The 22,879-nt window shown below is 62.3% G+C and carries 18 protein-coding genes; 6 read left to right on the top strand and 12 right to left on the bottom strand.

Annotated elements, in window-relative coordinates; all coding sequences use genetic code 11:
• Positions 1–50: 50 nt before the first annotated feature.
• The 5 genes from rbfA (at position 51) to SB765_RS20630 (ending at position 4,755) form a co-directional block, all read left to right on the top strand.
• A complete protein-coding gene (gene rbfA, locus SB765_RS20650) occupies positions 51–449 on the top strand; it encodes a 30S ribosome-binding factor RbfA (RefSeq protein ID WP_016489165.1) in 399 nt (132 codons plus the stop codon).
• Positions 450–452: 3 nt separating this feature from the next.
• A complete protein-coding gene (gene truB / locus SB765_RS20645; RefSeq protein WP_016501634.1) occupies positions 453–1,370 on the top strand; it encodes a tRNA pseudouridine(55) synthase TruB in 918 nt (305 codons plus the stop codon).
• 147 nt (positions 1,371–1,517) lie between these two features.
• Entirely contained in the window at positions 1,518–1,787 is a 270-nt protein-coding gene (rpsO, locus tag SB765_RS20640) for a 30S ribosomal protein S15 (RefSeq protein WP_012274241.1), read from the top strand.
• Positions 1,788–2,036: 249 nt separating this feature from the next.
• Complete coding sequence (pnp, locus tag SB765_RS20635) at positions 2,037–4,142, top strand: polyribonucleotide nucleotidyltransferase (RefSeq protein WP_341796820.1); 2,106 nt, start codon at positions 2,037–2,039, stop codon at positions 4,140–4,142.
• 262 nt (positions 4,143–4,404) lie between these two features.
• Positions 4,405–4,755 carry a BON domain-containing protein gene (locus SB765_RS20630; RefSeq protein WP_063422843.1) on the top strand — a complete coding sequence of 117 codons (351 nt, stop codon included), beginning with the start codon at positions 4,405–4,407 and terminating at the stop codon, positions 4,753–4,755.
• A gap of 78 nt (positions 4,756–4,833) precedes the next feature.
• On the opposite strand, the gene SB765_RS20625 is transcribed toward SB765_RS20630, so the two are convergent.
• The gene (locus tag SB765_RS20625) at positions 4,834–5,136 is read right to left on the bottom strand and encodes a putative quinol monooxygenase (protein WP_049277401.1); all 303 of its coding nucleotides are present in this window, start codon (positions 5,134–5,136) and stop codon (positions 4,834–4,836) included.
• Between the two features lie 60 nt (positions 5,137–5,196).
• Between SB765_RS20625 and SB765_RS20620 the strand changes: the two genes are divergently transcribed.
• Positions 5,197–5,610, top strand: a complete 414-nt coding sequence (locus SB765_RS20620) for a VOC family protein (protein ID WP_010955354.1) — start codon at positions 5,197–5,199, stop codon at positions 5,608–5,610.
• A 136-nt stretch (positions 5,611–5,746) separates the two neighbouring features.
• Here the strand turns inward: SB765_RS20620 and SB765_RS20615 are convergent, their stop codons facing one another.
• The 11 genes from SB765_RS20615 to SB765_RS20565 all read right to left on the bottom strand — a co-directional run bounded on the left by SB765_RS20615 (position 5,747) and on the right by SB765_RS20565 (position 22,755).
• Positions 5,747–8,683, bottom strand: coding sequence for a DUF748 domain-containing protein (locus tag SB765_RS20615; RefSeq protein ID WP_410931834.1), 2,937 nt, complete (start codon positions 8,681–8,683; stop codon positions 5,747–5,749).
• Between the two features lie 78 nt (positions 8,684–8,761).
• Entirely contained in the window at positions 8,762–9,631 is an 870-nt protein-coding gene (locus tag SB765_RS20610) for an oxygenase MpaB family protein (protein WP_341796818.1), read from the bottom strand.
• Positions 9,632–9,673: 42 nt separating this feature from the next.
• Complete coding sequence (acs, locus tag SB765_RS20605; protein ID WP_341796817.1) at positions 9,674–11,608, bottom strand: acetate--CoA ligase; 1,935 nt, start codon at positions 11,606–11,608, stop codon at positions 9,674–9,676.
• A 136-nt stretch (positions 11,609–11,744) separates the two neighbouring features.
• Positions 11,745–13,409 (bottom strand): glucose-6-phosphate isomerase, encoded by a 1,665-nt coding sequence (pgi, locus tag SB765_RS20600; RefSeq protein ID WP_169725164.1) that lies wholly within the window; start codon positions 13,407–13,409, stop codon positions 11,745–11,747.
• Between the two features lie 177 nt (positions 13,410–13,586).
• On the bottom strand, positions 13,587–14,450 hold the full coding sequence (gene panC, locus SB765_RS20595; protein WP_410912047.1) for a pantoate--beta-alanine ligase: 864 nt from the start codon (positions 14,448–14,450) through the stop codon (positions 13,587–13,589).
• Positions 14,447–15,247 (bottom strand): 3-methyl-2-oxobutanoate hydroxymethyltransferase, encoded by an 801-nt coding sequence (panB, locus tag SB765_RS20590; RefSeq protein ID WP_019470466.1) that lies wholly within the window; start codon positions 15,245–15,247, stop codon positions 14,447–14,449. The genes panC and panB overlap by 4 nt, the downstream gene beginning before the upstream one ends.
• Before the next feature lie 262 nt (positions 15,248–15,509).
• Positions 15,510–15,989: a 2-amino-4-hydroxy-6-hydroxymethyldihydropteridine diphosphokinase gene (folK, locus tag SB765_RS20585; RefSeq protein ID WP_341796816.1), complete on the bottom strand. Its 480-nt coding sequence runs from the start codon at positions 15,987–15,989 to the stop codon at positions 15,510–15,512.
• Positions 15,986–17,374 carry a polynucleotide adenylyltransferase PcnB gene (locus SB765_RS20580; RefSeq protein WP_410931833.1) on the bottom strand — a complete coding sequence of 463 codons (1,389 nt, stop codon included), beginning with the start codon at positions 17,372–17,374 and terminating at the stop codon, positions 15,986–15,988. The genes folK and SB765_RS20580 overlap by 4 nt, the downstream gene beginning before the upstream one ends.
• Before the next feature lie 798 nt (positions 17,375–18,172).
• Positions 18,173–19,615, bottom strand: coding sequence for a sigma-54-dependent transcriptional regulator (locus tag SB765_RS20575; RefSeq protein WP_341796815.1), 1,443 nt, complete (start codon positions 19,613–19,615; stop codon positions 18,173–18,175).
• Positions 19,616–19,619: 4 nt separating this feature from the next.
• A complete protein-coding gene (locus SB765_RS20570) occupies positions 19,620–22,595 on the bottom strand; it encodes a sensor histidine kinase (protein WP_169725163.1) in 2,976 nt (991 codons plus the stop codon).
• On the bottom strand, positions 22,579–22,755 hold the full coding sequence (locus SB765_RS20565; RefSeq protein WP_003250005.1) for a hypothetical protein: 177 nt from the start codon (positions 22,753–22,755) through the stop codon (positions 22,579–22,581). Before SB765_RS20565 ends, SB765_RS20570 begins: the two co-directional genes overlap by 17 nt.
• Between the last annotated feature and the right edge of the window lie 124 nt (positions 22,756–22,879).

The raw sequence follows: 22,879 nt of genomic DNA, 5'->3' as shown, positions 1-22,879 counted from the left end.
AGGCATTCGTCTGACCGGGCGTTTGCCGCTTTAAGTTACAGGTAGCAAGAATGGCCAAAGAATACAGCCGTACCCAACGTATCGGCGATCAGATGCAGCGCGAGCTGGCCGAGCTGATCCGTCGCGAAGTCAAGGATCCACGTGTCGGTCTGGTCACCATCACCGCCGTGGACGTCAGCCGTGACCTGGGCCATGCCAAGGTGTTCATCACCGTCATGGGCGAGGAAACGCCAGACGCCGTGAAGCAGTCGTTGAAGGCACTGAACAGTGCTGCCAGCTTCCTGCGTCTGCACCTGGGCCGCTCGATGCAGCTGCGCAGCGTGCCGCAGTTGCACTTCCACTTCGATGAAAGCGTCAGCCGCGGTGTGCACCTGTCGGCGCTGATCGAGCGTGCAGTGGCCGAAGACCGCCTGCACAAGGATACCGACGAGCTGGACACCAAGGAGTAAGCGGTGGCCCAGGTCAAACGTATCCGCCGCAATGTCAGCGGCATCATCCTGCTCGACAAGCCTCTGGGCTTCACGTCCAACGCCGCCCTGCAAAAGGTGCGCTGGCTGCTCAACGCGGAAAAGGCCGGTCACACCGGTAGCCTCGACCCGTTGGCAACCGGCGTGCTGCCGCTGTGCTTCGGCGAGGCGACCAAGTTTTCGCAGTACCTGCTCGATTCCGACAAGGGCTACGAAACCGTCATGCAGATGGGGCAGACTACCAACACCGGCGATGCTGAAGGTGAGGTGCTGCAGACCCGCGAAGTGACCGTTGGTCGTGCCGACATCGAAGCGGTGCTGCCACGTTTTCGTGGCCCGATCAGCCAGATACCGCCGATGTACTCGGCGCTCAAGCGTGACGGCCAGCCGTTGTACAAGCTGGCACGTGCAGGAGAGGTAGTGGAGCGCGAGGCGCGTTCTGTTACTATTAACCGCTTGGAGTTGCTGGAGTGCGAAGGCACTCGTGCACGGTTGACCGTAGGATGCAGCAAAGGCACCTATATCCGCACCCTGGTGGAGGATATCGGCGAGGCCCTTGGTTGCGGTGCCTATGTCGCCGAGCTGCGCAGGACCCAGGCCGGGCCTTTCGCGCTGGCACAAACGGTCACGCTCGAAGCGCTTGAACAGGCCCATGCCGAAGGCGGTAACGAAGCGCTCGATCGCTTCCTGATGCCCTCGGACAGCGGCCTGCAGGACTGGCCCATGGTGAGCCTGTCCGAGCACAGCGCGTTCTACTGGCTGCATGGTCAGGCGGTACGCGCGCCGGACGCGCCACAGTTTGGCATGGTCCGGGTACAAGATCACAATGCGCGCTTCATCGGTATCGGTGAAGTGAGCGAAGACGGGCGTATTGCGCCGCGTCGGCTTATTCGGTCGGAATGACCGAAACCGCGGGGTAAGGCTTTGGCCGAACCCTACGGAATCAAGGGTGGCTGTCAGTAGGCACGGTCACACCTTTTTTATTAATACAGGGATTTGTCCCTGGCCTATTGGACCCCGCTTGCGGGATCCGTTATCAGGAGAAGCCAAATGGCCCTCAGCGTTGAAGAAAAAGCTCAAATCGTTACCGACTTCCAGCAAGCCGCTGGCGACACTGGTAGCCCGGAAGTTCAGGTTGCTCTGCTGACCGCGAACATCAACAAGCTGCAAGGCCACTTCAAGGCCAACGGTAAAGACCACCACTCGCGTCGTGGCCTGATCCGTATGGTAAACCAGCGTCGTAAGCTGCTGGACTACCTGAAGGGTAAAGACACCACTCGTTACAGCGCCCTGATCGGTCGCCTGGGCCTGCGTCGCTAATAGCGGCCTGGTCAGTGGTGTGCATGGCGTGTCTCATGCAGTGGCAGCGCTGCCTGGCAGCGTTGTCTATGGGCACGCCATGCGTATCTCCGAGGTTGGCAGCCTGGTGAAGTGGAGCGGTTTTCCGCTCTTCAACCAGGCTCCCAGCCTCGTGTTGTATCTGGACGGTCAATGGGGCCGATTCCCCGTTCTGCCCACAAATTCGCAAGAAACCAGTTCCCCCAGAGCCACTGAAAAAGGTAGGAAACCGTGAACCCGGTAATCAAGACATTCCAGTTCGGTCAGTCGACCGTTACTCTCGAAACGGGCCGTATTGCCCGTCAGGCAACCGGCGCCGTGCTGGTTACCGTCGACAACGACGTCACCGTGCTGGTGACTGTGGTAGGCGCCAAACAGGCTGATCCAGGCAAGGGTTTCTTCCCGCTGTCGGTTCACTACCAGGAAAAGACCTACGCCGCCGGCAAGATCCCAGGTGGTTTCTTCAAGCGTGAAGGCCGTCCTTCCGAGAAAGAGACCCTGACCTCGCGCCTGATCGACCGTCCTATCCGTCCGCTGTTCCCGGAAGGCTTCATGAACGAAGTGCAGGTCGTCTGCACCGTGGTTTCCACCAGCAAGAAGACCGACCCGGACATCGCTGCGATGATCGGTACCTCGGCTGCCCTGGCCATCTCGGGTATTCCGTTCGAAGGCCCGATCGGCGCCGCCCGCGTTGCCTTCCACGAAAGCACCGGCTACCTGCTGAACCCTACCTACGAGCAACTGGCTGCCTCGAGCCTGGACATGGTCGTTGCCGGTACCTCCGACGCCGTGCTGATGGTTGAATCGGAAGCTCAAGAGCTGACCGAAGACCAGATGCTGGGTGCCGTACTGTTCGCCCACGACGAGTTCCAGGCTGTTATCCAGGCTGTCAAAGAGTTGGCTGCCGAAGCTGGCAAGCCGACCTGGGACTGGAAACCTGCGGTTGCCAACACCGAGCTGTTCAACGCCATCCGCGCCGAGTTCGGCGAAGCGGTTTCGCAGGGTTACACCATCACCGTCAAGGCTGACCGCTATGCGCGCCTGGGCGAGCTGCGTGACCAGGCCATCGCCAAGTTCTCCGGTGAAGAAGGCCAGCCTTCGGCTTCCGAAGTCAAAGAAATCTTCGGCGAAATCGAATACCGCACCGTTCGCGAAAACATCGTCAACGGCAAGCCTCGTATCGACGGCCGCGACACCAAGACCGTTCGTCCGCTGAACATCGAAGTAGGTGTTCTGCCGAAGACCCACGGTTCGGCGCTGTTCACCCGTGGTGAAACCCAGGCTCTGGTCGTTGCGACCCTGGGTACTGCCCGTGACGCCCAGCTGCTGGACACCCTCGAAGGCGAGAAGAAAGACCCCTTCATGCTGCACTACAACTTCCCGCCGTTCTCGGTGGGCGAGTGTGGTCGTATGGGCGGTGCTGGCCGTCGCGAAATCGGCCACGGCCGTCTGGCCCGTCGCTCGGTCCAGGCCATGCTGCCGGCTGCTGACGTGTTCCCGTACACCATCCGCGTGGTTTCGGAAATCACCGAATCCAACGGTTCCAGCTCCATGGCTTCGGTCTGTGGCGCTTCCCTGGCCCTGATGGACGCTGGTGTGCCAATGAAGGCGCCGGTTGCCGGTATCGCCATGGGCCTGGTCAAGGAAGGCGAGAAGTTTGCCGTTCTGACCGACATCCTGGGTGACGAAGACCACCTGGGCGACATGGACTTCAAGGTAGCCGGTACCGCCAAAGGTGTTACCGCGCTGCAGATGGACATCAAGATCAACGGCATCACCGAAGAGATCATGGAAATCGCCCTGGGCCAAGCCCTGGAAGCGCGCCTGAACATCCTCGGCCAGATGAACCAGATCATTGGTCAGTCGCGTACCGAACTGTCGGCCAACGCCCCGACCATGATCGCGATGAAGATCGACACCGACAAGATCCGTGACGTCATCGGTAAAGGCGGCGCCACCATCCGTGCCATCTGTGAAGAGACCAAGGCTTCGATCGATATCGAAGACGACGGCTCGATCAAGATCTTCGGCGAAACCAAGGAAGCGGCAGAGGCTGCCAAGCAGCGCATCTTGGGCATCACCGCCGAGGCCGAAATCGGCAAGATCTACGTGGGTAAGGTTGAGCGTATCGTCGACTTCGGCGCCTTCGTGAACATCCTGCCTGGTAAGGACGGCCTGGTGCACATTTCGATGCTGAGCGATGCTCGCGTCGAAAAAGTCACCGACATCCTGAAAGAAGGCCAGGAAGTTGAAGTGCTGGTACTGGACGTGGACAACCGCGGCCGTATCAAGCTGTCGATCAAAGATGTTGCCGCGGCCAAGGCCTCGGGCGTCTAAGCGACTGCACCGCAACAGAAAAAGGGCCCTTCGGGGCCCTTTTTTCATGGGTGGCGGGAACCTTTTGCGGACTTGCATCTTGCATGCAGGTTTACCGCGCTGATTGCAAAATGCACGATCACGCAAATGATGGCTGTGTGCTAACCAATTGATTTATAAGGGTTAAATAGAAGTCTCAAAGCTGGCACAGCACATGCAACTACCTTCATACCTGCCGCCAGGACACAGGCGCAGACCTTTCGAAAAAACAGGAGTGACCCACATGAAGAAGTTCGCCATTGCTGCCGCTACTGCTACCGCTCTGACCCTGACCATGGCTAACGCGGCATTTGCCCAACAGTCCACCCAGGCCCCCATGACGCTGGCGGCCGGTGAGGTGACCCAAGCCAAGGAAGCTACCTCTGATACCTGGATCACCACTAAGGTCAAAGCTGACCTGATGACCGAGAAAGGCGTGCCAGGCAGCGACATCAAGGTTGAAACCAACAAAGGCGTAGTGTCGCTGTCGTCCGATGTTGCCATTACCGATTCACAGAAAGAGATGGCAGTCGCCATCGCCAAGAAAATCAAAGGCGTTCAGGCCGTGTCGGCTGATGGCCTGAAGTCCGAATAAGGGATGTCCCGTCGGCCATAAGGATTTGGCCACCTCTACCGAAGCCCTGGCCCTGTGCCGGGGCTTTGCTTTTGGCGCTCAGTACACCGGGTTGCGGGCGATTACATCGCTCTCGAAGCATTCCTGCTCCAGGATCAGCGGTTCTACCAGTGGGCGGCTGTCGCGAAAGTGCGCGGTCTGGGTATGGGCTTCATACGCGGCATCGTCGCGGTAGATTTCGTACAGGTAGATCAGCTCCGGGTCGACCCGGTCCTGCGACACATCGAACACCAGGCAGCCGGGCTCGCTGGCAACGGACGCGGCGGCATTGACCTTGATCGCTGCCAGAAACTCCTTCGCACAACCGGGCTTTACACGGGTCTTGATGAACAGGCTATACACAAGTCGCTCCTTTTGTTTTAAATTCGATTATGAATTGTATACAAAAATGGAGCCTCACCAATGTCTGAATTGCCTGCACGTCCCGGCCGCCTGAATGGCCTGCGCCATATTGCCCTGCTGGTACCCAACCTGGAGGAGTGCGAACGCTTCTACGTCGACGTGCTGGGCATGGAAGTGCTGAACCGTGCCAACGAAGACCTGGTGTACCTCACCTGCGGCAACGACAACCTTTCGCTGGGGCGTGGGGCGGGGGCGGCGAACGGGCTGCAGACACTGGACCACTATGGGTTCATTGTGGACAGCGTGGAGGAGCTGGAGGCCTGGTATCAATACTTCAAGGCCCATGGCGTGACCTTGCTCGACCGGCCGTTCAACCATGGTGACGGGGCGCGCAGCTTCCACTTGCTGGACCCGGCGGGGAACAAGGTGCAGCCGCTGTATCACCCGGCGGTGTCGGGGCAGCGGTTGGTCTAGTAGGCAACCACATCCCCTTGTAGGAGCAGCCTTGTGCTGCGAAGAGGCCGGAACAGGCAGATACAAATGCTTTACCAGCTCTGGCCTCTTCGCAGCACAAGGCTGCTCCTACAAGGGTAAGTGTCAGTCTGAACGACTATTCGGCATCCAGGTGCATCGGCGTCACCACCCGGCCATCGCTCTCAGGCTGGCCCAGGCTGGTATCGATGAAATACACCCGGTCATCTTCCAGCTTGCCCTTGTCCACCAGGTAATCCTTGATACTGCTGGCCCGCTCCTGGCCCAGTGTACGCAGCAGGGCGGTGCTTTCGGCCCACGACTTGATCACTGCTTCGCGTAGCTTGGTGGTGCGTTCGTCGCGGGCCAGTTGCTCCCATTCGGCAGGCGGTTGCTGTTTCAGGCGCGTGCGGTAGATGCCTTCCAGCATTGCTGGCTTGTCCCTGTCGTCGACTACCAGCATCGACGCATTGGCCGGCACTTTGTCACCGCGGCGCTGGAGGATCTTGTACCAGGTGGCCTGGTATTCACGCTCCAGGCGCTGCTGGGCGATCAGCGGGCCGTCGCTGGCCTGGGCGCTGGTGCCTTCGATTTCCAGGCGCAGCTCCGGGCGCTCTTTCAGCGCCGACGCCAGCTTGTCCAGTGACGACTGGGCATCGCCGGTGAGTTCGCTGGAGCCCGGGGCAAAGGCCACGTTACCCAAGTCTTCCGAGCCACCGCCGGTAACCAACCCACCAATGAACTTGAACGGCGCCTGTGCCGCGCGCAGCACCAGGTTGCGCAGGGTTTGCCACACAATCGGCATCACGCTGAACTGTGGGTTGTTGAGGTCGCCCGTCACAGGCAGTTCGATCGAGATTTTGCCCTCGGTATCCTTCAGCAGTGCCACCGCCAGGCGGATCGGCAGGTCGACGGCGTCCGGGCTGTCGACTTTTTCGCCCAGCTGCAGCTGCTCCACCACTACCTTGTTCTCGGCCTTGAGCTGGCCGTTGGTAATCAGGTAGTGCAGGTCGAGGTTTAGCCGGCCCTTGCGGATACGGAAACCGGCAAATTTGCCGGAGTAGGGCGTCAACGTGGTCAGCTCGACGCGCTTGAAGCTGGTGGCGATGTCCAAGCTGGCAAGCGGGTTGAACGGGTTGAGGGCACCCTTGATGGTAACCGGTGCGTAGCGGTCGACCTTGCCCTTGATATCGACCTTGGCCGGCAGCGGCTTGCGGTTGTCGATGGTGCCGATCTGGCCGTTTAGCTGCTGGACGGCGGTGGCGAAGTTGGGGGTAAGCGACAGGTCGGCAAAGTTGGCCGAGCCGTCATTGATGTCGATCTGGCCGATGTGGATGCCCAGTGGTTTGTCGCTGCTGGCCGAGGCCGGCTTGGCCTGGCTGCTCGCCGGAGCGCCGGCCGGTTGTGGGATCAGCAGGTCATTGACGTTGGTGGTGCGGTCTTCGTTGATGATGAAACGCGCATAGGGTTGCAGCAGGGTCACCTTGTCGATCGACAGGGCGTCGCCGTGCACGTAGGACAAGCCGTCGACGTTCACCTGCTGCCATTTGACGAAGTCGCGGCTCTTGATGGTGTCGAGGGTATGCAACTGGTTGACTTGCGCCTTGCCGGTTACGGTGAAGGCCAGTGGCGCGGTGTTCTTCAGGTCGACCTTGAGGTCGCTGGCGAGCATGCCGCTGCGCAGCTCCAGCAGGATGAACGGGTTGATGTAGGCCTGGGCCACACGCAGGTCAATGTCGCGGGTGCTCACATCCAGCTTGGCCCATATTGGCGCCAGGTTAACCTGGCCGGACGCCTGCAGCTTGCCTTGCCTGCCTACGCCGGTATCGAGCTTGAGCGTGAAGGGCGTCTGGTTGAGGCTGTCGAAACCTTGCAGGTCGGCGTTGAGCGGGCCGATGTCCAAGGCGACAGGTTCTTTCTGGCTGCGGTCTGCCAGGTGCACCAGGTAGCTGCGCAATTGCACGTCCTTGAGCAGCACTTGCCACGGCTTGCCAGGCTCCTTGGCGGCGTTCTCTTCAGGCGTAGGCTCGGCGGCGGCAGGCTCGGCTTTTTCCTTCGGTGTGGCCTTGGCCGGTTGGCTGGCGAACAGCTTCTGCCAGTCGAGCTGGCCGTCTTTTTCCAGTGCCGCCCAGGTTTCCAGTTTTTCGCTGCGGATCTTGCCCACGGTCACCCGTTGCTTGACCAGGTCGATGGAGGTTTCGCTCACTTCCAGGCTGGCCAAGCGCGCCAATGGGCGGCCATCCGGGGCTTTGATGGCGAACGGCGCAATGCGTACGGACACGTTATCCAGCAGCAGTTCGGTCTGTTTGGCGAGGTTGAGCTTGTAATGCGTATCGAGGCTGACCACGCCGTCTTCAAGCACCAGTGGCACGGCATCGCGCACGTAGGGCCAGAACAGCTTCATCTTCGCGTCGGTGACTTTCAGGGTGCCTTCGGAGGCTATCGGCGACAGGCTCAAGGTGCCGTTCCAGTCGACACGGCCACCGTTGGGGCCGTTGGCCACCAGCGTCATGTCGGCATTGTCGTTGGGCAGGGTGCTGAGGTTTTTCAGCTCCAGGTTCATGTTGTCGTAGAGGAACTCGATCGGCTCGCTGGGGCGCAGGTCCTCGAAGTGCAGGTAGCCATCGACTAACTTGATGCTGCCAATGCGCAGTGGGAACGGGTCACTGGGCGGCTCGTCGGGTTTGGCCTCACCGGCGGGCAGCTTGAACAACCGGGTCAGGTTGAGGGTACCGTCCTTGGCGAACAGTACCTCGTTGCGTGGCTTGTCGAGTTCCACCGCTTCCACATGCAGGGCTTTGGTCCACAGGCTGTCGAGCGAGAGGTTGGCGTACAACCGCTCGAAACCGACTTGCTCCTTGCCCGGCTCGCCAAGCTGCAGACCCCATAGCGTCAGCTCGAGGCTGAAGGGGTTGAGTTCGATCCGCTCGAGGTGGGCCGGCACGGTCGCGTACTGGGCCAACTGCTGGTTGGCGATGCGCAGCGCGACACCGGGAAGAACGAGAAAGCCGAGCAGGCTGTAGAGGGCTACGAGGGCCACGATTGCGCCAGCGGCGCGAGTCAATCCTTTGTACATGTGTCGCTTCGTCTGTCTAAGCAGGAGTGCTTGGAGTATGGCACGTTAAATCAGTTCCGCAGGGGCGACCATTTGCCCTCACTCGATGCCCATGCGCCGCTTGGCCCGATGCGCCGAGCCGTCGCGCATTGCCCAGCGCAGCACAGGCGCGGTGCGTTTCAGGCCCAGGCGGATCAGGCGCTGTTGCAAGGGGCTGTGCTGCAGGCCGAGCATGGCCTGGGCCCAGCCGGGCAGCAGGTCGATGCCGGCGTGCAGCATCAGCTTGCCTACCGGCTGTGCCAGGCGGCTGGGGGCAGGGGCGTCGAGCAGGATCTGTATCACCTCATGGCTGCGCGTATCGCAGTGCAGCTGCGCACGCATGCGTTGCAGGTAGTCTTCGACTTGCTGGCAGGAACGTGGCACGTCACGGGCGCCAAGGCGTTCGGCGATCAGGGCGATTTCGTTGTAGTAAGCATCCTGCTCGGCGCGCGGCAGGTGCGGGTTGCGGTAACGCAGGTGGGCGGCGAGGAAACTGCTCACCTCCGCCACATGCACCCAGGTCAGCAGGTCCGGGTCGCTGGCGGCATAGGGGCGGCCGTCCGGTGCTGTGCCGGTGACCTGCAGGTGAATGGTGCGCACCTTGTCGATCAGCCACTCGGCATCGCCGGTAGCACCAAAGGTGGTACCGGAAATGAACTGGCTGGTGCGGCGCAGGCGGCCGAGCAGGTCTTCACGAAAGTTTGAGTGGTCCCACACACCGGCCAGGGCCAGCGGGTGCAACAGCTGCAGCATCAGCGCACTGATGCCGCCGACCAGCATGCTCGGGAAGTCGCCATGTACCCGCCAGCTGATGCTGTGCGGGCCGAACAGGCCGGGGTCGCCCTTGGGCGATTCCAGGTCGAGCTGGCCGAGGGCCAGCCCGGTGAGGCTCATGACCTGGGTTTCGATGCGGCGGCGAAGGGCTTCCATGGCGACCTGTGGTTCAGGGCGGCCATGGACAGTGGCCGCCGGTTACTGGTTGAGGCGTTTATCAATCAGGCCCTGTACCACGCTGGGGTCGGCCAGGGTCGAGGTATCGCCCAGGTTCTCCAGCTCGTTGCAGGCGATTTTGCGCAGTATACGCCGCATGATCTTGCCTGAGCGGGTCTTGGGCAATGCCGGCGCCCACTGAATCAGCTCGGGCTTGGCGAAACTGCCGATTTCCTTGCTGACCAGGGCCAGCAGTTCGGCCTTGAGCGCATCGTCCGGGGCCACGCCATTCATGGGCGTGACGAAGGCGTACACGCCCTGGCCCTTCAGGTCGTGCGGGTAGCCGACCACCGCTGCTTCGGCGACGCTGTCATGCAACACCAGCGCGCTTTCCACCTCTGCGGTGCCGATGCGGTGCCCGGACACGTTGATCACATCGTCGATACGCCCGGTGATCCAGTAGTCGCCATCGGCGTCGCGGCGGGCACCGTCGCCGGTGAAGTAGTAGCCGGGCATGGGCTTGAAGTAGGTGTCGACCATGCGCTGGTGGTCGCCATAGACGCTGCGGATCTGACCCGGCCAGCTGGCCTTGATCACCAGCAGGCCGGCGCCGGGGCCTTCGATCAGCTTGCCTTTTTCGTCCAGCAGTACCGGTTGCACGCCGAACATGGGCTGGGTTGCGCAACCGGGCTTGAGTGACTGTGAGCCGGGAAGCGGGGTGAGCATGATGCCGCCGGTTTCGGTCTGCCACCAGGTATCGACGATGGGGCAGCGTTTTTGCCCGACTTCCTCGAAATACCATTCCCAGGCTTCGGGGTTGATCGGCTCGCCGACGCTGCCCAGCAGGCGCAGGCTTTTGCGCGAAGTACCCTGCAATGGCGCCGAGCCCTCGCGCATCAACGCGCGCAGGGCGGTTGGGGCGGTGTAGAAGATGTTCACCTGATGCTTGTCCACCACTTGCCAGAAGCGCGAGGTGTCCGGGTAGTTGGGCACGCCTTCGAACATCAGCGAGATTGCGCCATTGGCCAGCGGGCCATAGACGATGTAGCTGTGGCCGGTGACCCAGCCGACGTCGGCGGTGCACCAGAACACCTCGCCGTCGCGGTAATCGAACACCACCTTGAAGGTCATCGTCGCCTGCAACAGGTACCCGCCGGTGGTGTGCAGCACGCCCTTGGGTTTGCCGGTGCTGCCTGAGGTGTACAGGATGAACAGCGGGTCTTCGGCCTCCATCGGTTCGGGGATGCATTCGTCGCCGGCGTTGTCGGTTGCCTCGTGGTACCAGAGGTCGCGGCCTTCGGCCCAAGTGACATCGCCGCCGGTGCGGCGCACCACGAATACACTGCTGACTGCCGGGCAGCTGGCCAGGGCCTTGTCGACGTTCTGCTTCAGCGGGATGCGCTTGCCCCCCCGCACGCCTTCGTCGGCGGTGATCACCGTGCGGCAGTCGGCGTCGAGTATGCGGTCACGCAGGGCGTCAGGGGAGAAACCGCCGAACACCACCGAGTGGATGGCACCGATGCGGGTGCAGGCGAGCATGGCGAAGGCAGCCTCGGGGATCATCGGCATGTAGATGCATACCCGGTCGCCTTTTTTAACCCCGCGTGCTTTCAGTGCGTTGGCCAGGCGGCAGACCTGACGGTGCAGTTCGCGGTAGGTGATGGTCTTTGCATCTTTCGGGTCGTCGCCTTCCCACAGCAGGGCGGTCTGCTCGCTGCGCTGGGCCAGGTGACGGTCGATGCAGTTGTAGCTGACGTTCAGTTGCGCACCGTCGAACCAGCGGGCTTCGCCGGTGTTCAGGTCGCATTGCTGCACGCTCGACCAGGGCTTGATCCAGTCCAGGCGTTTGGCTTGTTCGGCCCAGAAGGTGTCAGGGTCGTCGACCGACTGGCGGTAGAGGCGGCGGTATTCGTCGGGGGTGAGGGCGGCGGACTTGCTGACGGCCAGGGCCTGGGGGTAATTGTGGATATCGAACATGGCGGGTGGTCCTGCTCTTGTAAGGGGCGATGGACTGCAACGGCTATTCGATAGGACAGTGTAGCTGGGAGCGGTGTTCAACCTGTGCTGACCTCTTCGCGGGTTTACCCGCGAAGAGGCCCGTACAGGCGTTGGATCAACCGCGGTGACGGCCGCGGAAGTAGTTGATCAGGCCTTGGGTAGAGCCGTCTTCGGCGCTGTCTTCCAATGTGCCGACCAGGCGTTGGTAAACACCCTTGCCCAGCTCTTTGCCCAGTTCCACACCCCATTGGTCAAAGGCGTTGATACCCCAGATCACGCTCTGCACGAACACTTTGTGCTCGTACATTGCCACCAGTGCGCCCAAGCGGCGTGGGCTGATGCGCTCCACAACCAAGGTGTTGCTCGGGCGGTTGCCCGGGATCACCTTGTGCGGGGCCAGCTTCGCGATGTCCGCTTCGTTCAGGCCTTTGCTGCGCAATTCGGCCTCGGCTTCTTCACGGGTCTTGCCCTGCATCAGCGCCTGGCTCTGCGACAGGCAGTTGGCGTACAGCCACTGGTGGTGGTCGGCCACCGGGTTGAAGCTCACCACCGGTACGATGAAGTCGGCCGGAATCAGCTGGGTGCCCTGGTGCAATAACTGGTGGTAGGCGTGCTGGCCGTTACAGCCGACCCCGCCCCAGATCACCGGGCCGGTATCGGTTTTCACCGGGGTGCCGTCCTGTAGCACGCTCTTGCCGTTGGACTCCATGTCCAGCTGCTGCAGGTGCTTGGTGATATTGCGCAGGTAGTGGTCGTACGGCAGGATCGCGTGGCTGTTCGCGCCCCAGAAGTTGCCATACCACACGCCCAGCAGGGCCAGCAGCACCGGCATGTTCTTGTCGAACGGCGCGGTCTGGAAGTGCTGGTCCATGGTGTGGGCACCGGACAGCAGTTCCTTGAAGTTGGCTGTGCCGATGGCCAGGGCGATTGGCAGGCCGATGGCCGACCACAGCGAATAGCGCCCACCCACCCAGTCCCACATCGGGAAGATGTTCTCTTCGCGAATACCAAAGGCCACGGCGGCGGCCTTGTTGCTGGAAACCGCGATGAAGTGGCGGTACAGCTCGGCTTCCGAGCCGCCCTGGGCCAGGTACCAGGTGCGCGCGGCCATGGCGTTTTTCAGGGTCTCGAGGGTGTTGAACGACTTCGACGAGACGATGAACAGGGTGGTTTCGGCGCGCAGGTTGGCCGACAGCTCGTGGAACTCGCTGCCGTCGATGTTGGCCAGGTAATGGCAGCGTACGCCACGCTGGGCGTAGGGCAGCAGCGCCTCGGAAACCAGCTCGGGGCCAAGGAACGAGCCACCGATGCCGATGTTGACCACGTCGGTGATGGGCTTTTCGCTGTAGCCGCGCCACAGGCCGTCGTGGATGCGCCCGACCAGTTCGGTGATCTGGTTGAGTACCTTGTGTACTTCCGGCATGACGTTCACGCCGTTGACGCTGAGCTTGTCGCCCACGGGCCGGCGCAGGGCAGTGTGCAGCACCGGGCGGCCTTCAGAGGCGTTGATGATTTCGCCGCTGAACATCGACTTGATGGCGTCCTGCAGGCCCACTTCGTTGGCCAGGTTCACCAGCAGGTCGCGGCTTTGTTCGGTGATCAGGTTTTTCGAGTAGTCGAGGAACAGGCCGCAGCAGCTCAGGGAGAACTGGTCGAAGCGTTGGGCATCGGCGGCGAAGGCTTCGCGCATGCTGAAGCCTTGCATGGCGTCGCGGTGTTGCTGAAGCGCCTGCCAGGCGGGCAGGGCCGTCACATCGTGGGGAGTACGGTAATACGCCATTGCGCGGGGTTCCCTTGGTGCGTGGTGATGCCTTGGACACGGCAGTCATTGCCGGGTTCAGGCTGGCATCATTATAGGCAAAGGCCACGCGCTGGGAATGGGTATGGCAGGGTGATTTTGGGGGTGCCTGTGGGAGCGGGCTTGCCCGCGAATGGGCTGCAAAGCAGCCCCAGGCCGTTACGCGGTCTTCTCTTCCACATGCAGGTAAAGGTTGTCGATCAACCGCGTGTTACCCAAGTACGCCGCCGCAATCACCACCAGGTCCCGATCATCGATCACGGCCGGGCGCAGGCTCACGGCATGGCGCACTTCCAGGTAATCCGGGCGCAACCCCGCAGCACTCAGCTTGGCCTGGCCGTCAGCGACCAGCGCGGCAAAGTCGCGCTGGCCATGGCCAATTGCAGCCGCAATGTGCTGCAACGTACGGTACAGCACCGGCGCGATCGCACGCTGCTCCGGCGTGAGGTAGCCATTGCGCGACGACAGCGCCAGGCCATCTTCGGCGCGCACAGTGGGCTCGCCTATGATCTGAATCGGCATGTTCAGGTCGCGCACCATGGCGCGGATCACCGCCAGCTGCTGGAAGTCCTTTTCACCGAAGACGGCAAGGTCAGGCTGGACCATGTTGAACAGCTTGCTGACTACGGTGGCCACACCTTCGAAATGCCCGGGCCGGCTGGCGCCACACAGGCCTTCGGAAAGGTGGGGCACACTGACGCGGGTTTGCACGCTCATGCCGTCGGGGTACATCTCTTCGGCGCTGGGCGCGAACAGCAGGTTGCAGCCCGCCTGCAGCAGGCGCTCCTGGTCGGCGGCCAGGGTCCGCGGGTACTTGTCGAGGTCTTCGTTGGCGCCGAACTGCAGCGGGTTGACGAAGATGCTGGCCACCACGAAATCGGCGCGCTGCGCAGCCTTGGTCACCAGGGCCGCGTGGCCGCTGTGCAGGTTGCCCATGGTCGGCACGAAGCCGATGCGCTTGCCTTCACCACGAGCGCGGGCGACGGCGGCGCGCAATTCGCGGACGGTCTTGACTGTATTCATGCACTGAACCCGTGTTCGCTACCTGGGAAGCTGACCTGCTTGACCGCCTCGACGTAAGCGACGAGGGCGCTGTGGATATCAGGCTGGCCTTGCATGAAGTTCTTCACGAACTTCGGCACCCGGCCGGTCAGCGACAGGCCGAGCATGTCGTGCAGTACCAGCACCTGGCCATCGGTGGCGCTGCCGGCGCCAATGCCGATCACCGGAATGCCCACGGCATTGGTAATCTCTGCCGCCAGTTCGCTGGGCACGCATTCGAGCAGCAGCATGGCCGCGCCGGCCTGTTCCAGGGCGATGGCGTCGGCGCGCATCTGGCGGGCCTGGGCTTCCTGGCGGCCTTGCACCTTGTAGCCGCCCAGCACGTTGACGGTCTGGGGGGTCAGGCCCATGTGCGCACACACCGGCACGCCGCGCTCAGCCAGCAGACGGATGGTTTCGGCCAGCCATGCGGCGCCCTCGATCTTGACCATGTGGGCGCCAGCCTGCATCAGCGTGGCGCTGTTGGCAAAGGCTTGCTCCGGGGTGGCGTGGGCCATGAACGGCAGGTCGGCAAGGATCAGCGCGCCGTCGTTGCCGCGTTTGACGCTGGCGGTGTGGTAGGCCATGTCCGCCGTGGTGACCGGCAAGGTGCTGTCGTGGCCCTGCAGGACCATCCCCAGCGAGTCGCCAACCAGCAACACTTCGATGCCGGCCTGGCTGGCGGCCTTGGCGAAGGTCGCGTCATAGCAGGTCAGCATTGTGATTTTTTCACCCTTGGCCTTGAGGCCATTGAGGGTGGTAAGGGTTACTTCAGGCATGTCGGAAAATCCTCGTTCAGGCGCTGTAAAAAACGACTGCATTCAACGCGTGTAGTCATCTTCCGGAGCGGCACATCATCGCGCGTGATGTTCGGGCACAGGTCCGTCCGGGCCTAAATACGGGTATGCGGCACTTTGGTGCCACACGGGACGCCTATAGTCGTGAGCGAGGTGTGGGAAGTCAATCACCCTGTTACCGCATTGTTACGATCAGGGTGTTACTGGCGTTACCGCGCCAGTGGGTAAGGCTGGAACGCCCGGTTTACAGGCGCTCAAGGCCGACGAACGGGCAGTCGTCGAGCAATTGCGCAAGGGCGCGGCCATCTGCCAAGTGGAAATCGTCCGGCACCAGTTCGGCCAGTGGATACAGCACGAAAGGCCGGGCATGCATGTGGTAATGCGGCACTTTCAGACGTGGCTCGTCGAGCACCTGGTCACCGAAGAGCAGGATGTCCAAGTCCAGCGTGCGCGGGCCCCAGCGGTCCTTGCGCACGCGGCCCTGGCCGTTCTCGATGGCTTGCAGTGCATCGAGCAGCGCCAGTGGCGGCAATGCGGTGTCCAGGGCGGCGACAGCGTTGGTGTAACGCGGTTGACCCGGCAGCAGCGAGTCGCTGGTGTACAGGGCCGAAGCCGCCACCAGGCGGGTCTGCTCGACCTGGTCCAGCGCCTGCAAGGCACTGCGCAGTTGCTCGGCAGGCGCGTCCAGGTTGCTGCCCAGGCCGACGTAGGCGCGAGTCTTCACTCGGGCGCCTCGTCGCCACCGCGCTTGCGTTTGCTGGCGCTGCGTTTGCGTTTGCGCGGGCCGGCACTGGTGCCTTCGTCACGGCTGCCCAGCTCGCGGATCATCTCGCGGCGCTCGCTGTCGTTGGCATCCTGGTAGTCGGTCCACCACTGGCCAAGATCGTCGGTCTCTTCCCCGGCGCTTTCACGCAGCAGCAGGAAGTCGTAACCGGCGCGGAAGCGTGGGTTGTCCAGCAGCAGGTCGGCGCGTTTGCCGCTGCGCCGTGGCAGACGCTCCTGCATGTCCCAGATCTCGCGGATCGGCAGGGTGAAGCGCTTGGGAATGGCGATGCGCGCGCATTGCTCGGCGATCAGGTCGTGTGCCGCGCCGTTCATGGCCGGGATCGGCGGCACGCCCTGGTTCTGCAGGTGCAGTACACGGGCCGGCAGGGCTGGCCACAGCAGCGCAGCGAACAGGAACGCCGGGGTTACCGGTTTGCCCTGCTTCACGCGCAGGTCGGTGTTTTGCAACGCCTGGCTGATCAGTGTGTGGGCGTAGGTCGGGCGCTCGTCCAGGGCGTGCGCACTGGCCGGGAACAATGGCTCGAACAGCTGCAGGTCGACCAGCATTTCGAAGGCGATGGCGCCTTGGCCGGAGAGGAACAGCTTGAGGCATTCCTCGAACAGCCGTGCCGGCGGGATCTCGCGCAGCAGCGGGGCCAGTTCGCGGATCGGCTGAACCGTGTGCTTCTCGATACCGAAGTCCAGCTTGGCGGCGAAACGCACCGCGCGCAGCATGCGCACCGGGTCTTCCTGGTAGCGGTGGGTCGGGTCGCCGATCAGCCGCAGCAGGCGGTTGCGTACATCGTGCACGCCATTGGCGTAATCGAGAATGCGCTCGCTGACCGGATCGTAGTACAGGGCATTGATGGTGAAGTCGCGACGTTGCGCGTCTTCTTCCAGAGTGCCGTACACGTTGTCACGCAGGATGCGGCCACTGGAATTGTGCGACGAACGGTGGCTGTCGCCCTGATCGTCTTCCGAGTGGGGAGCACGGAAGGTGGCAACTTCGATGATCTCACGGCCGAAATGCACGTGAACCAGCTTGAAGCGGCGACCAATGATGCGCGCGTTACGGAACTCGGCACGGACCTGTTCGGGGGTGGCGCTGGTGGCGACGTCGAAGTCCTTCGGCGTGATGCCCAGCATCAGGTCGCGGACACAGCCACCGACCAGGTAAGCCTGGTAGCCGGCGCTCTGCAGGCGTTCCACGATGTTCACCGCGTGACGGCTGAACTGGTGGCGCTGCAGCGAGTGCTGGCTCTTGTTGATCACCTCTGGCGTGGTGCGCCTGTGGTGCGGGCCCGGTACGGGCGGGCGGAAAGACTGGAACAGCTTCTTCAGCATGGGATGCACTGTGTGAAGGAATGTTCGGCCAACAATAGGAGAATGGCCGCATGATGGGCGGGGATTCTAGCATTTACTCGGGGAATGGTGTAGGCGGGTAGCAGGATGGCTGCCAGAAGGGTAGAAACGACAAGGGGAGCCTAAGCTCCCCAAGAAGTCGTTGCGTGCTCTTATTGTTTTTTTACTGGGCTTTTTGTTTTTGTTGAGTGCCCTGTCCACAAATCTCGAAGCTTGTGGACGACCCCCAATCCAGGGGTTAAGAGCAAACGGATTGCTTTGGCCGCTGATGTCACGTTGATCTATCGATCCAACCAGTTCAGGCGCTGCTTTTTAGTGCAGTTTTTGTTGTTCTCTGCCTGGTCGTGGGGCAAGCCCCAAACACGCATCCTCTCCAAAAGAATCAGTTAGCTGCGCCTCCGCCGTCTTGTTTTTATTGTGCGTGAGCCGTTTCGTCTTGTTCTTATTTTAGGTTGCAGTGCTTGTTATTGTTTTTGTACTAAGCATATAGCAGGTGCCGTGCCAACTTTTCAAAACCCAGTAAAATCAAGGGTTTGAGGGGTTTCGGCGAAATTTTGCGGGCTGAAATCGGGGCGATTTCGTTACCGTACACCTCGGGAACTGTTACGGCGGAAAGGTTGGGTAACAGATTTTTGTGGGAACTGATGTGTTACCTGGGGTGTTTCCGGGCCAGATGTGTTCGCCACACCCCGTTTAGCGCCTGGGAGATCGAGCGCCGCCCGCGCGGTGCTCGATCTCCCAGGCGCCGCACTTGCTGCGGCGAACACTGGGCAGGTTGAGTTACTCGCTGGTAGCGTTGCTCTTGCGCCGTGGAATGCCCAGGCGTTGACGCCGTTCCCACAGGCACTTGCGGCTGACGCCTAGCTTGCGTGCCAGTTCTGTTTCGGTCATGTGGTCCTGGTGCTCGAGCACGAAGTGCTGGAAGTAGTCTTCCAGCGAAAGGTCTTCGGTCGGCTCGTGGCTGGCATTGGCAGCACTGGCCACTACCAGCGCGTTGTTGAGGATCTCGTCCTCCTCCAGGTCGCTCAGCTCGATGTCGATGCCCAGCAGCTCGGCAGAAATTTCTGCGCTCTCGCTGAGGATCACCGCGCGCTCCACGGCGTTTTCCAGCTCACGTACGTTACCCGGCCAGCTGTAATGACGAATGGCCTGCTCGGCCTCGGCCGAGAAATGCAGGTCGTCGCGGCCGATGCGCGCACTCTGGCGGGCGAGGAAGGCGCTGGCGATCTCGTTGACGTCGCTGCCGCGCTCGCGCAGGGCAGGCAGTTTCAGGGCGATCACGTGCAGGCGGTAGTAAAGGTCTTCGCGGAACTGGCCGGCCTTGGCCAGGTTCTTCAGGTCGCGGTGGGTCGCGGCGATCAGGCGCACATCGACCTTTTGCGATTGCACCGAACCCACCCGGCGAATCTCGCCTTCCTGCAGCACGCGCAGCAGGCGGGCCTGGGCTTCCAGCGGCAATTCGCCGATTTCGTCGAGGAACAGTGTGCCGCCGTCGGCGGCTTCTACCAGGCCCGCACGCCCGGCGCTGGCGCCAGTGAAGGCGCCTTTTTCGTGACCGAACAGTTCGGACTCGATCAGTGTCTCGGGGATGGCGGCGCAGTTCACCGAGATCATCGGTGCCTTGGCCCGGCGCGACAGGTTGTGCAGGGCGCGGGCCACCAGCTCTTTACCGGTACCCGACTCGCCCTGGATCAGTACGTTGGAGTCGGTAGGCGCCACCTTGCGGATCTTGCTGTACATGTCCTGCATCGGCGGGCACGAGCCGATGATGCCGATTTCGCCATTGGCCGCAGCCGCGCTGCCTTTGTCGGCCAGTGCGGCCTTGCCATTGGTGGCGCGTGGCTCGGCAGCCGGTGCGGCAGCCGGGGCGTTCTGCCGGTCGCGCAGGATACGCGCCACGGCCTGCAGCATCTCGTCGTGGTCGAAAGGCTTGGCGATGTAGTCCACCGCGCCCATTTTCATCGAGTCCACCGCCGAGCGCAGGCTGGCGTAGCTGGTCATGATCAGCACCGGGGTGCCCTGACCGAGCTTGATCAGCTCGGTGCCGGGTGCGCCTGGCAGGCGCAGGTCGCTGACGATCAGGTCGAAGGTGGCAATGCTGAAGCGTTCCTGGGCTTCCTGCACCGAGCCGGCTTCGCTGACCTGGTACTGGTTCCGCTCGAGCAGGCGACGCAAGGCCGAGCGGATGATGGTTTCGTCTTCGACGATCAGAATGTGCGGCATTGATTCAATTCTCTCGACGGTCTCGAATTTCAGGGGACGTCGCTACGACATGCCGGGGCAGGGTCACGCGGATCCGGGTGCCACGTTGCCGTTCGATATCGGCCGGGCTGTCGATGGTGATTTGCCCATAATGCTCTTCCACGATGGAATAGACCAGAGCGAGCCCTAGTCCGGTTCCCTCGCCCGGGTCCTTGGTGGTGAAGAAGGGTTCAAACAGGCGGTCCATGATGTTCTTCGGTATCCCGCTGCCCTCATCCTCGACGATCAGGTCGACGGTATGTTCGCTGACCTCGCTGCGCACGCGTACGGCGCTGCCGGGCTTTGATGCGTCGCGCGCGTTGGAGAGCAGGTTGATCAGCACCTGGGCCAGGCGCTGCGGGTCCCCTTCGGCCCAGTGATCCGGGTTGCAGAGGTTGAAGAACTGTACTTCGAAATTGCGCCGGTTCAAGGCCAGCAGACCGATGGCGTCCTGCGCCACTTCGGCCAGGCACACCGGTTCTTCGCTGTTCTGGTGGCTGCCGCCGGCATGGGCGAAGCTCATCAACGACTGGACGATGCGCGACACGCGTTTGGTCTGGTCGAGGATCTGGCTGGACAGCTCGATGATTTCGCCATCGCCTTCGCGTTCCTCGCGCAGGTTCTGCGCCAGGCAGGCGATGCCGGTAATCGGGTTGCCGATTTCGTGGGCCACGCCGGCGGCCAGGCGGCCGATGCTGGCCAGGCGCTCGGAGTGCACCAGCTTGTCTTCCAGGGCCTGTGTTTCGGTAAGGTCTTCCACCAGCAGCACAAGGCCGCTGTTACCGGGGGCCAACGGCTCGTCGATGGCGGCCTTGTGCAGGTTCAGCCAGCGCGGCTGCCCGTCCAGTGCCAGGCGCTGCTTGTGCAGGTGCTCGTCGGGCAGGTTGATGAAACCTTGCAGTAGGCCCCGCCACGGTTCGTCGATGGTGAGCAGGCGCGAGCCGACCACGTGCTTGGCGGCGATACCGGTCAGCTCTTCCATGGCCTTGTTCCACATCAGGATTTCCTGGTCCTTGGCCAGCGAGCAGACGCCCATGGGCAGCTCCTGCAGGGTCTGGCGGTGGTAACGGCGCAGGGCATCGAGCTCGGCGGCCAGGCCGGTCAGGCGCGAGTGATAGTCTTCCAGGCGGCTTTCGATGAAGTGGATGTCTTCGGTCACGTAGTTTTCGTTACCGGACTTGTACGGCAGGAAGGTTTCGACCATGTCCTGCGCCACGCTCGGCCCCATCAGGCCTGACAGGTTGGCCTCGATGCGGTCGCGCAGGCGGCGCAAGGCGTAGGGGCGACGCTCGTCGAACGGCAGGTAGAGGTCACGCAGGGCCTGTTCCACTTCCTTTTGTGCGGCCTTGGCGCCCAGCGGCTTGGCCAGTTGGGTGGCGAACTCCTGTGGCGAGGCGGCGTGCAGCTCGCGCCGCTGCGGGCGGCGTACGTTGTCCACGGCGCAGGCTTCGGCCGCGCTGACTTCTTCTGTGCTGGCGTTGGTGAACAGCGAGATCAGGGTGAACAGCAAAACGTTGGCCGCCAGCGAGGCAATGGCCGCCATGTGCCAGCTGGTATCGTCCAGCACATAGATCATGTCCAGCAGCGGGATGTAGAAGCCCTGCAGATTGCCCAGCAGCGGCAGCAGCATGGTCACCATCCACACCAGGGTGCCGGCCAGCAGCCCGGCGATGAAGCCGCGGCGGTTGGCGGTGGGCCAGTACAGCACCGACAGCACGCCCGGCAGGAACTGCAGGGTGGCGACGAAGGCGACGATGCCCAGGTTGGCCAGGCTCTGGTGGTTGTTCTGGGTCAGGTAGAACATGAAGCCGGCGGTGATGATGGCGACGATCAGCGCGCGGCGGGTCCACTTCAGCCAACGGTAGATATTGCCTTCGGCCGGGGGCTGGTACAGCGGCAGCACCAGGTGGTTGAGGGCCATGCCCGACAGCGCCAGGGTGGTGACGATGATCAGGCCGCTGGCGGCCGACAAACCGCCGACGTAGGCCAGCAGTGCCAATGCTTCGTTGTTGGCGGCAATCCCCAGGCCTAGGGTGAAGTACTCGGGGTTGGTAGTGGCGCCCAGGCGCAGGCCAGCCCACAGCACCAGCGGCACGGCCAGGCTCATCAGCAGCAGGAACAGCGGCAGGCCCCAGCTGGCACTGACCAGCGAGCGCGGGTTGAGGTTTTCGGTGAAGGCCATGTGGTACATGTGCGGCATGACGATGGCCGAGGCGAAGAACACCAGCAGCAGGGTGCGCCATGGGCCTTCCTGCAGCGGGGTGTGCAGCGCGGCCAGGGCGGTCTGGTTCTGCAGTAGCCACACTTCCAGCTCGTGCGGGCCGCCGAATACGCCGTACAGGGCGTAAAGCCCGATACCGCCCAGGGCCAGCAACTTGATCACCGACTCGAAGGCGATGGCAAACACCAGGCCTTCGTGTTTTTCGCGCGTGGCGATGTGCCGCGAGCCGAAGAAGATGGTGAACAGGATGATCAGCGTACAGAAGGCGAAGGCCACCCTGGCCTTGACCGGCTCACCGGTGAGGATGCTGATCGAGTCGGCCACCGCCTGGATCTGCAACGCCAGCAACGGCAGCACGCCGATCAGCATGATGATGGTGGTGAGTGCCCCGGCCCAGGTGCTGCGGAAGCGGAACGCCAGCAGGTCGGCCAGCGATGACAGCTGGTAGGTGCGGGTGATCTTGAGGATCGGGTAGAGCAGCACCGGTGCCAGCAGGAACGCGCCGGACACCCCCAGGTAACAGGCAAGGAAGCCGTAGCCATATTGGTAGGCCAGGCCCACCGAGCCATAGAAGGCCCAGGCACTGGCGTACACGCCCAGCGACAGGGTGTAGGTGAGCGGGTGGCGAATGATCGAACGCGGGATCAACCCCCGCTCACTGATCCAGGCCACGCCAAACAGCACCATGAGGTACCCGGCGCTGATCAGGATCATCTGGGTCAGGCTAAAGCTCATCGGCATCTCGTTGGCTCTGCAGGATGAAGGTGACGACGATCAGGATCAGCCAGAGCAGGTAGGGGCGGTACCAGGCTCCGGTCGGTTCGATCCACCAGTCCATGATGGCCGGGGAGAACAGGTAGATCCCCACGACCAGAAGCAGGACCAAACGATAGATGTACATGCTGGCCTCGATGGTTGGGCGCTGCGGGCTTGGACTTATTATTGGCGCAAATGGCTGGGGGGATGCTAGCGGGAATCCATTGCGTTAGCCAAGGTTTTGAAATTATTGGGCTTTTGTTTTTGAG

It is taken from the genome of Pseudomonas sp. SIMBA_067, assembly GCF_046534675.1.
Lineage (GTDB): Bacteria > Pseudomonadota > Gammaproteobacteria > Pseudomonadales > Pseudomonadaceae > Aquipseudomonas > Aquipseudomonas putida.
The sequence above is the reverse complement of the archived record's forward strand: the minus strand, read 5'-3'. Positions and strand labels throughout refer to the sequence as shown.

What these genes read in the sequence shown, in the direction of transcription:
- rbfA (WP_016489165.1), top strand. Translation starts at nt 51, where the DNA reads ATGGCCAAAGAATACAGCCGTACCCAACGTATCGGCGATCAGATGCAG.
- rpsO (WP_012274241.1), top strand. Translation starts at nt 1,518, where the DNA reads ATGGCCCTCAGCGTTGAAGAAAAAGCTCAAATCGTTACCGACTTCCAG.
- SB765_RS20630 (WP_063422843.1), top strand. Translation starts at nt 4,405, where the DNA reads ATGAAGAAGTTCGCCATTGCTGCCGCTACTGCTACCGCTCTGACCCTG.
- SB765_RS20620 (WP_010955354.1), top strand. Translation starts at nt 5,197, where the DNA reads ATGTCTGAATTGCCTGCACGTCCCGGCCGCCTGAATGGCCTGCGCCAT.
- SB765_RS20615 (WP_410931834.1), bottom strand. Translation starts at nt 8,683, where the DNA reads ATGTACAAAGGATTGACTCGCGCCGCTGGCGCAATCGTGGCCCTCGTA.
- SB765_RS20610 (WP_341796818.1), bottom strand. Translation starts at nt 9,631, where the DNA reads ATGGAAGCCCTTCGCCGCCGCATCGAAACCCAGGTCATGAGCCTCACC.
- acs (WP_341796817.1), bottom strand. Translation starts at nt 11,608, where the DNA reads ATGTTCGATATCCACAATTACCCCCAGGCCCTGGCCGTCAGCAAGTCC.
- pgi (WP_169725164.1), bottom strand. Translation starts at nt 13,409, where the DNA reads ATGGCGTATTACCGTACTCCCCACGATGTGACGGCCCTGCCCGCCTGG.
- panC (WP_410912047.1), bottom strand. Translation starts at nt 14,450, where the DNA reads ATGAATACAGTCAAGACCGTCCGCGAATTGCGCGCCGCCGTCGCCCGC.
- panB (WP_019470466.1), bottom strand. Translation starts at nt 15,247, where the DNA reads ATGCCTGAAGTAACCCTTACCACCCTCAATGGCCTCAAGGCCAAGGGT.
- SB765_RS20580 (WP_410931833.1), bottom strand. Translation starts at nt 17,374, where the DNA reads ATGCTGAAGAAGCTGTTCCAGTCTTTCCGCCCGCCCGTACCGGGCCCG.
- SB765_RS20575 (WP_341796815.1), bottom strand. Translation starts at nt 19,615, where the DNA reads ATGCCGCACATTCTGATCGTCGAAGACGAAACCATCATCCGCTCGGCC.
- SB765_RS20570 (WP_169725163.1), bottom strand. Translation starts at nt 22,595, where the DNA reads ATGCCGATGAGCTTTAGCCTGACCCAGATGATCCTGATCAGCGCCGGG.
- SB765_RS20565 (WP_003250005.1), bottom strand. Translation starts at nt 22,755, where the DNA reads ATGTACATCTATCGTTTGGTCCTGCTTCTGGTCGTGGGGATCTACCTG.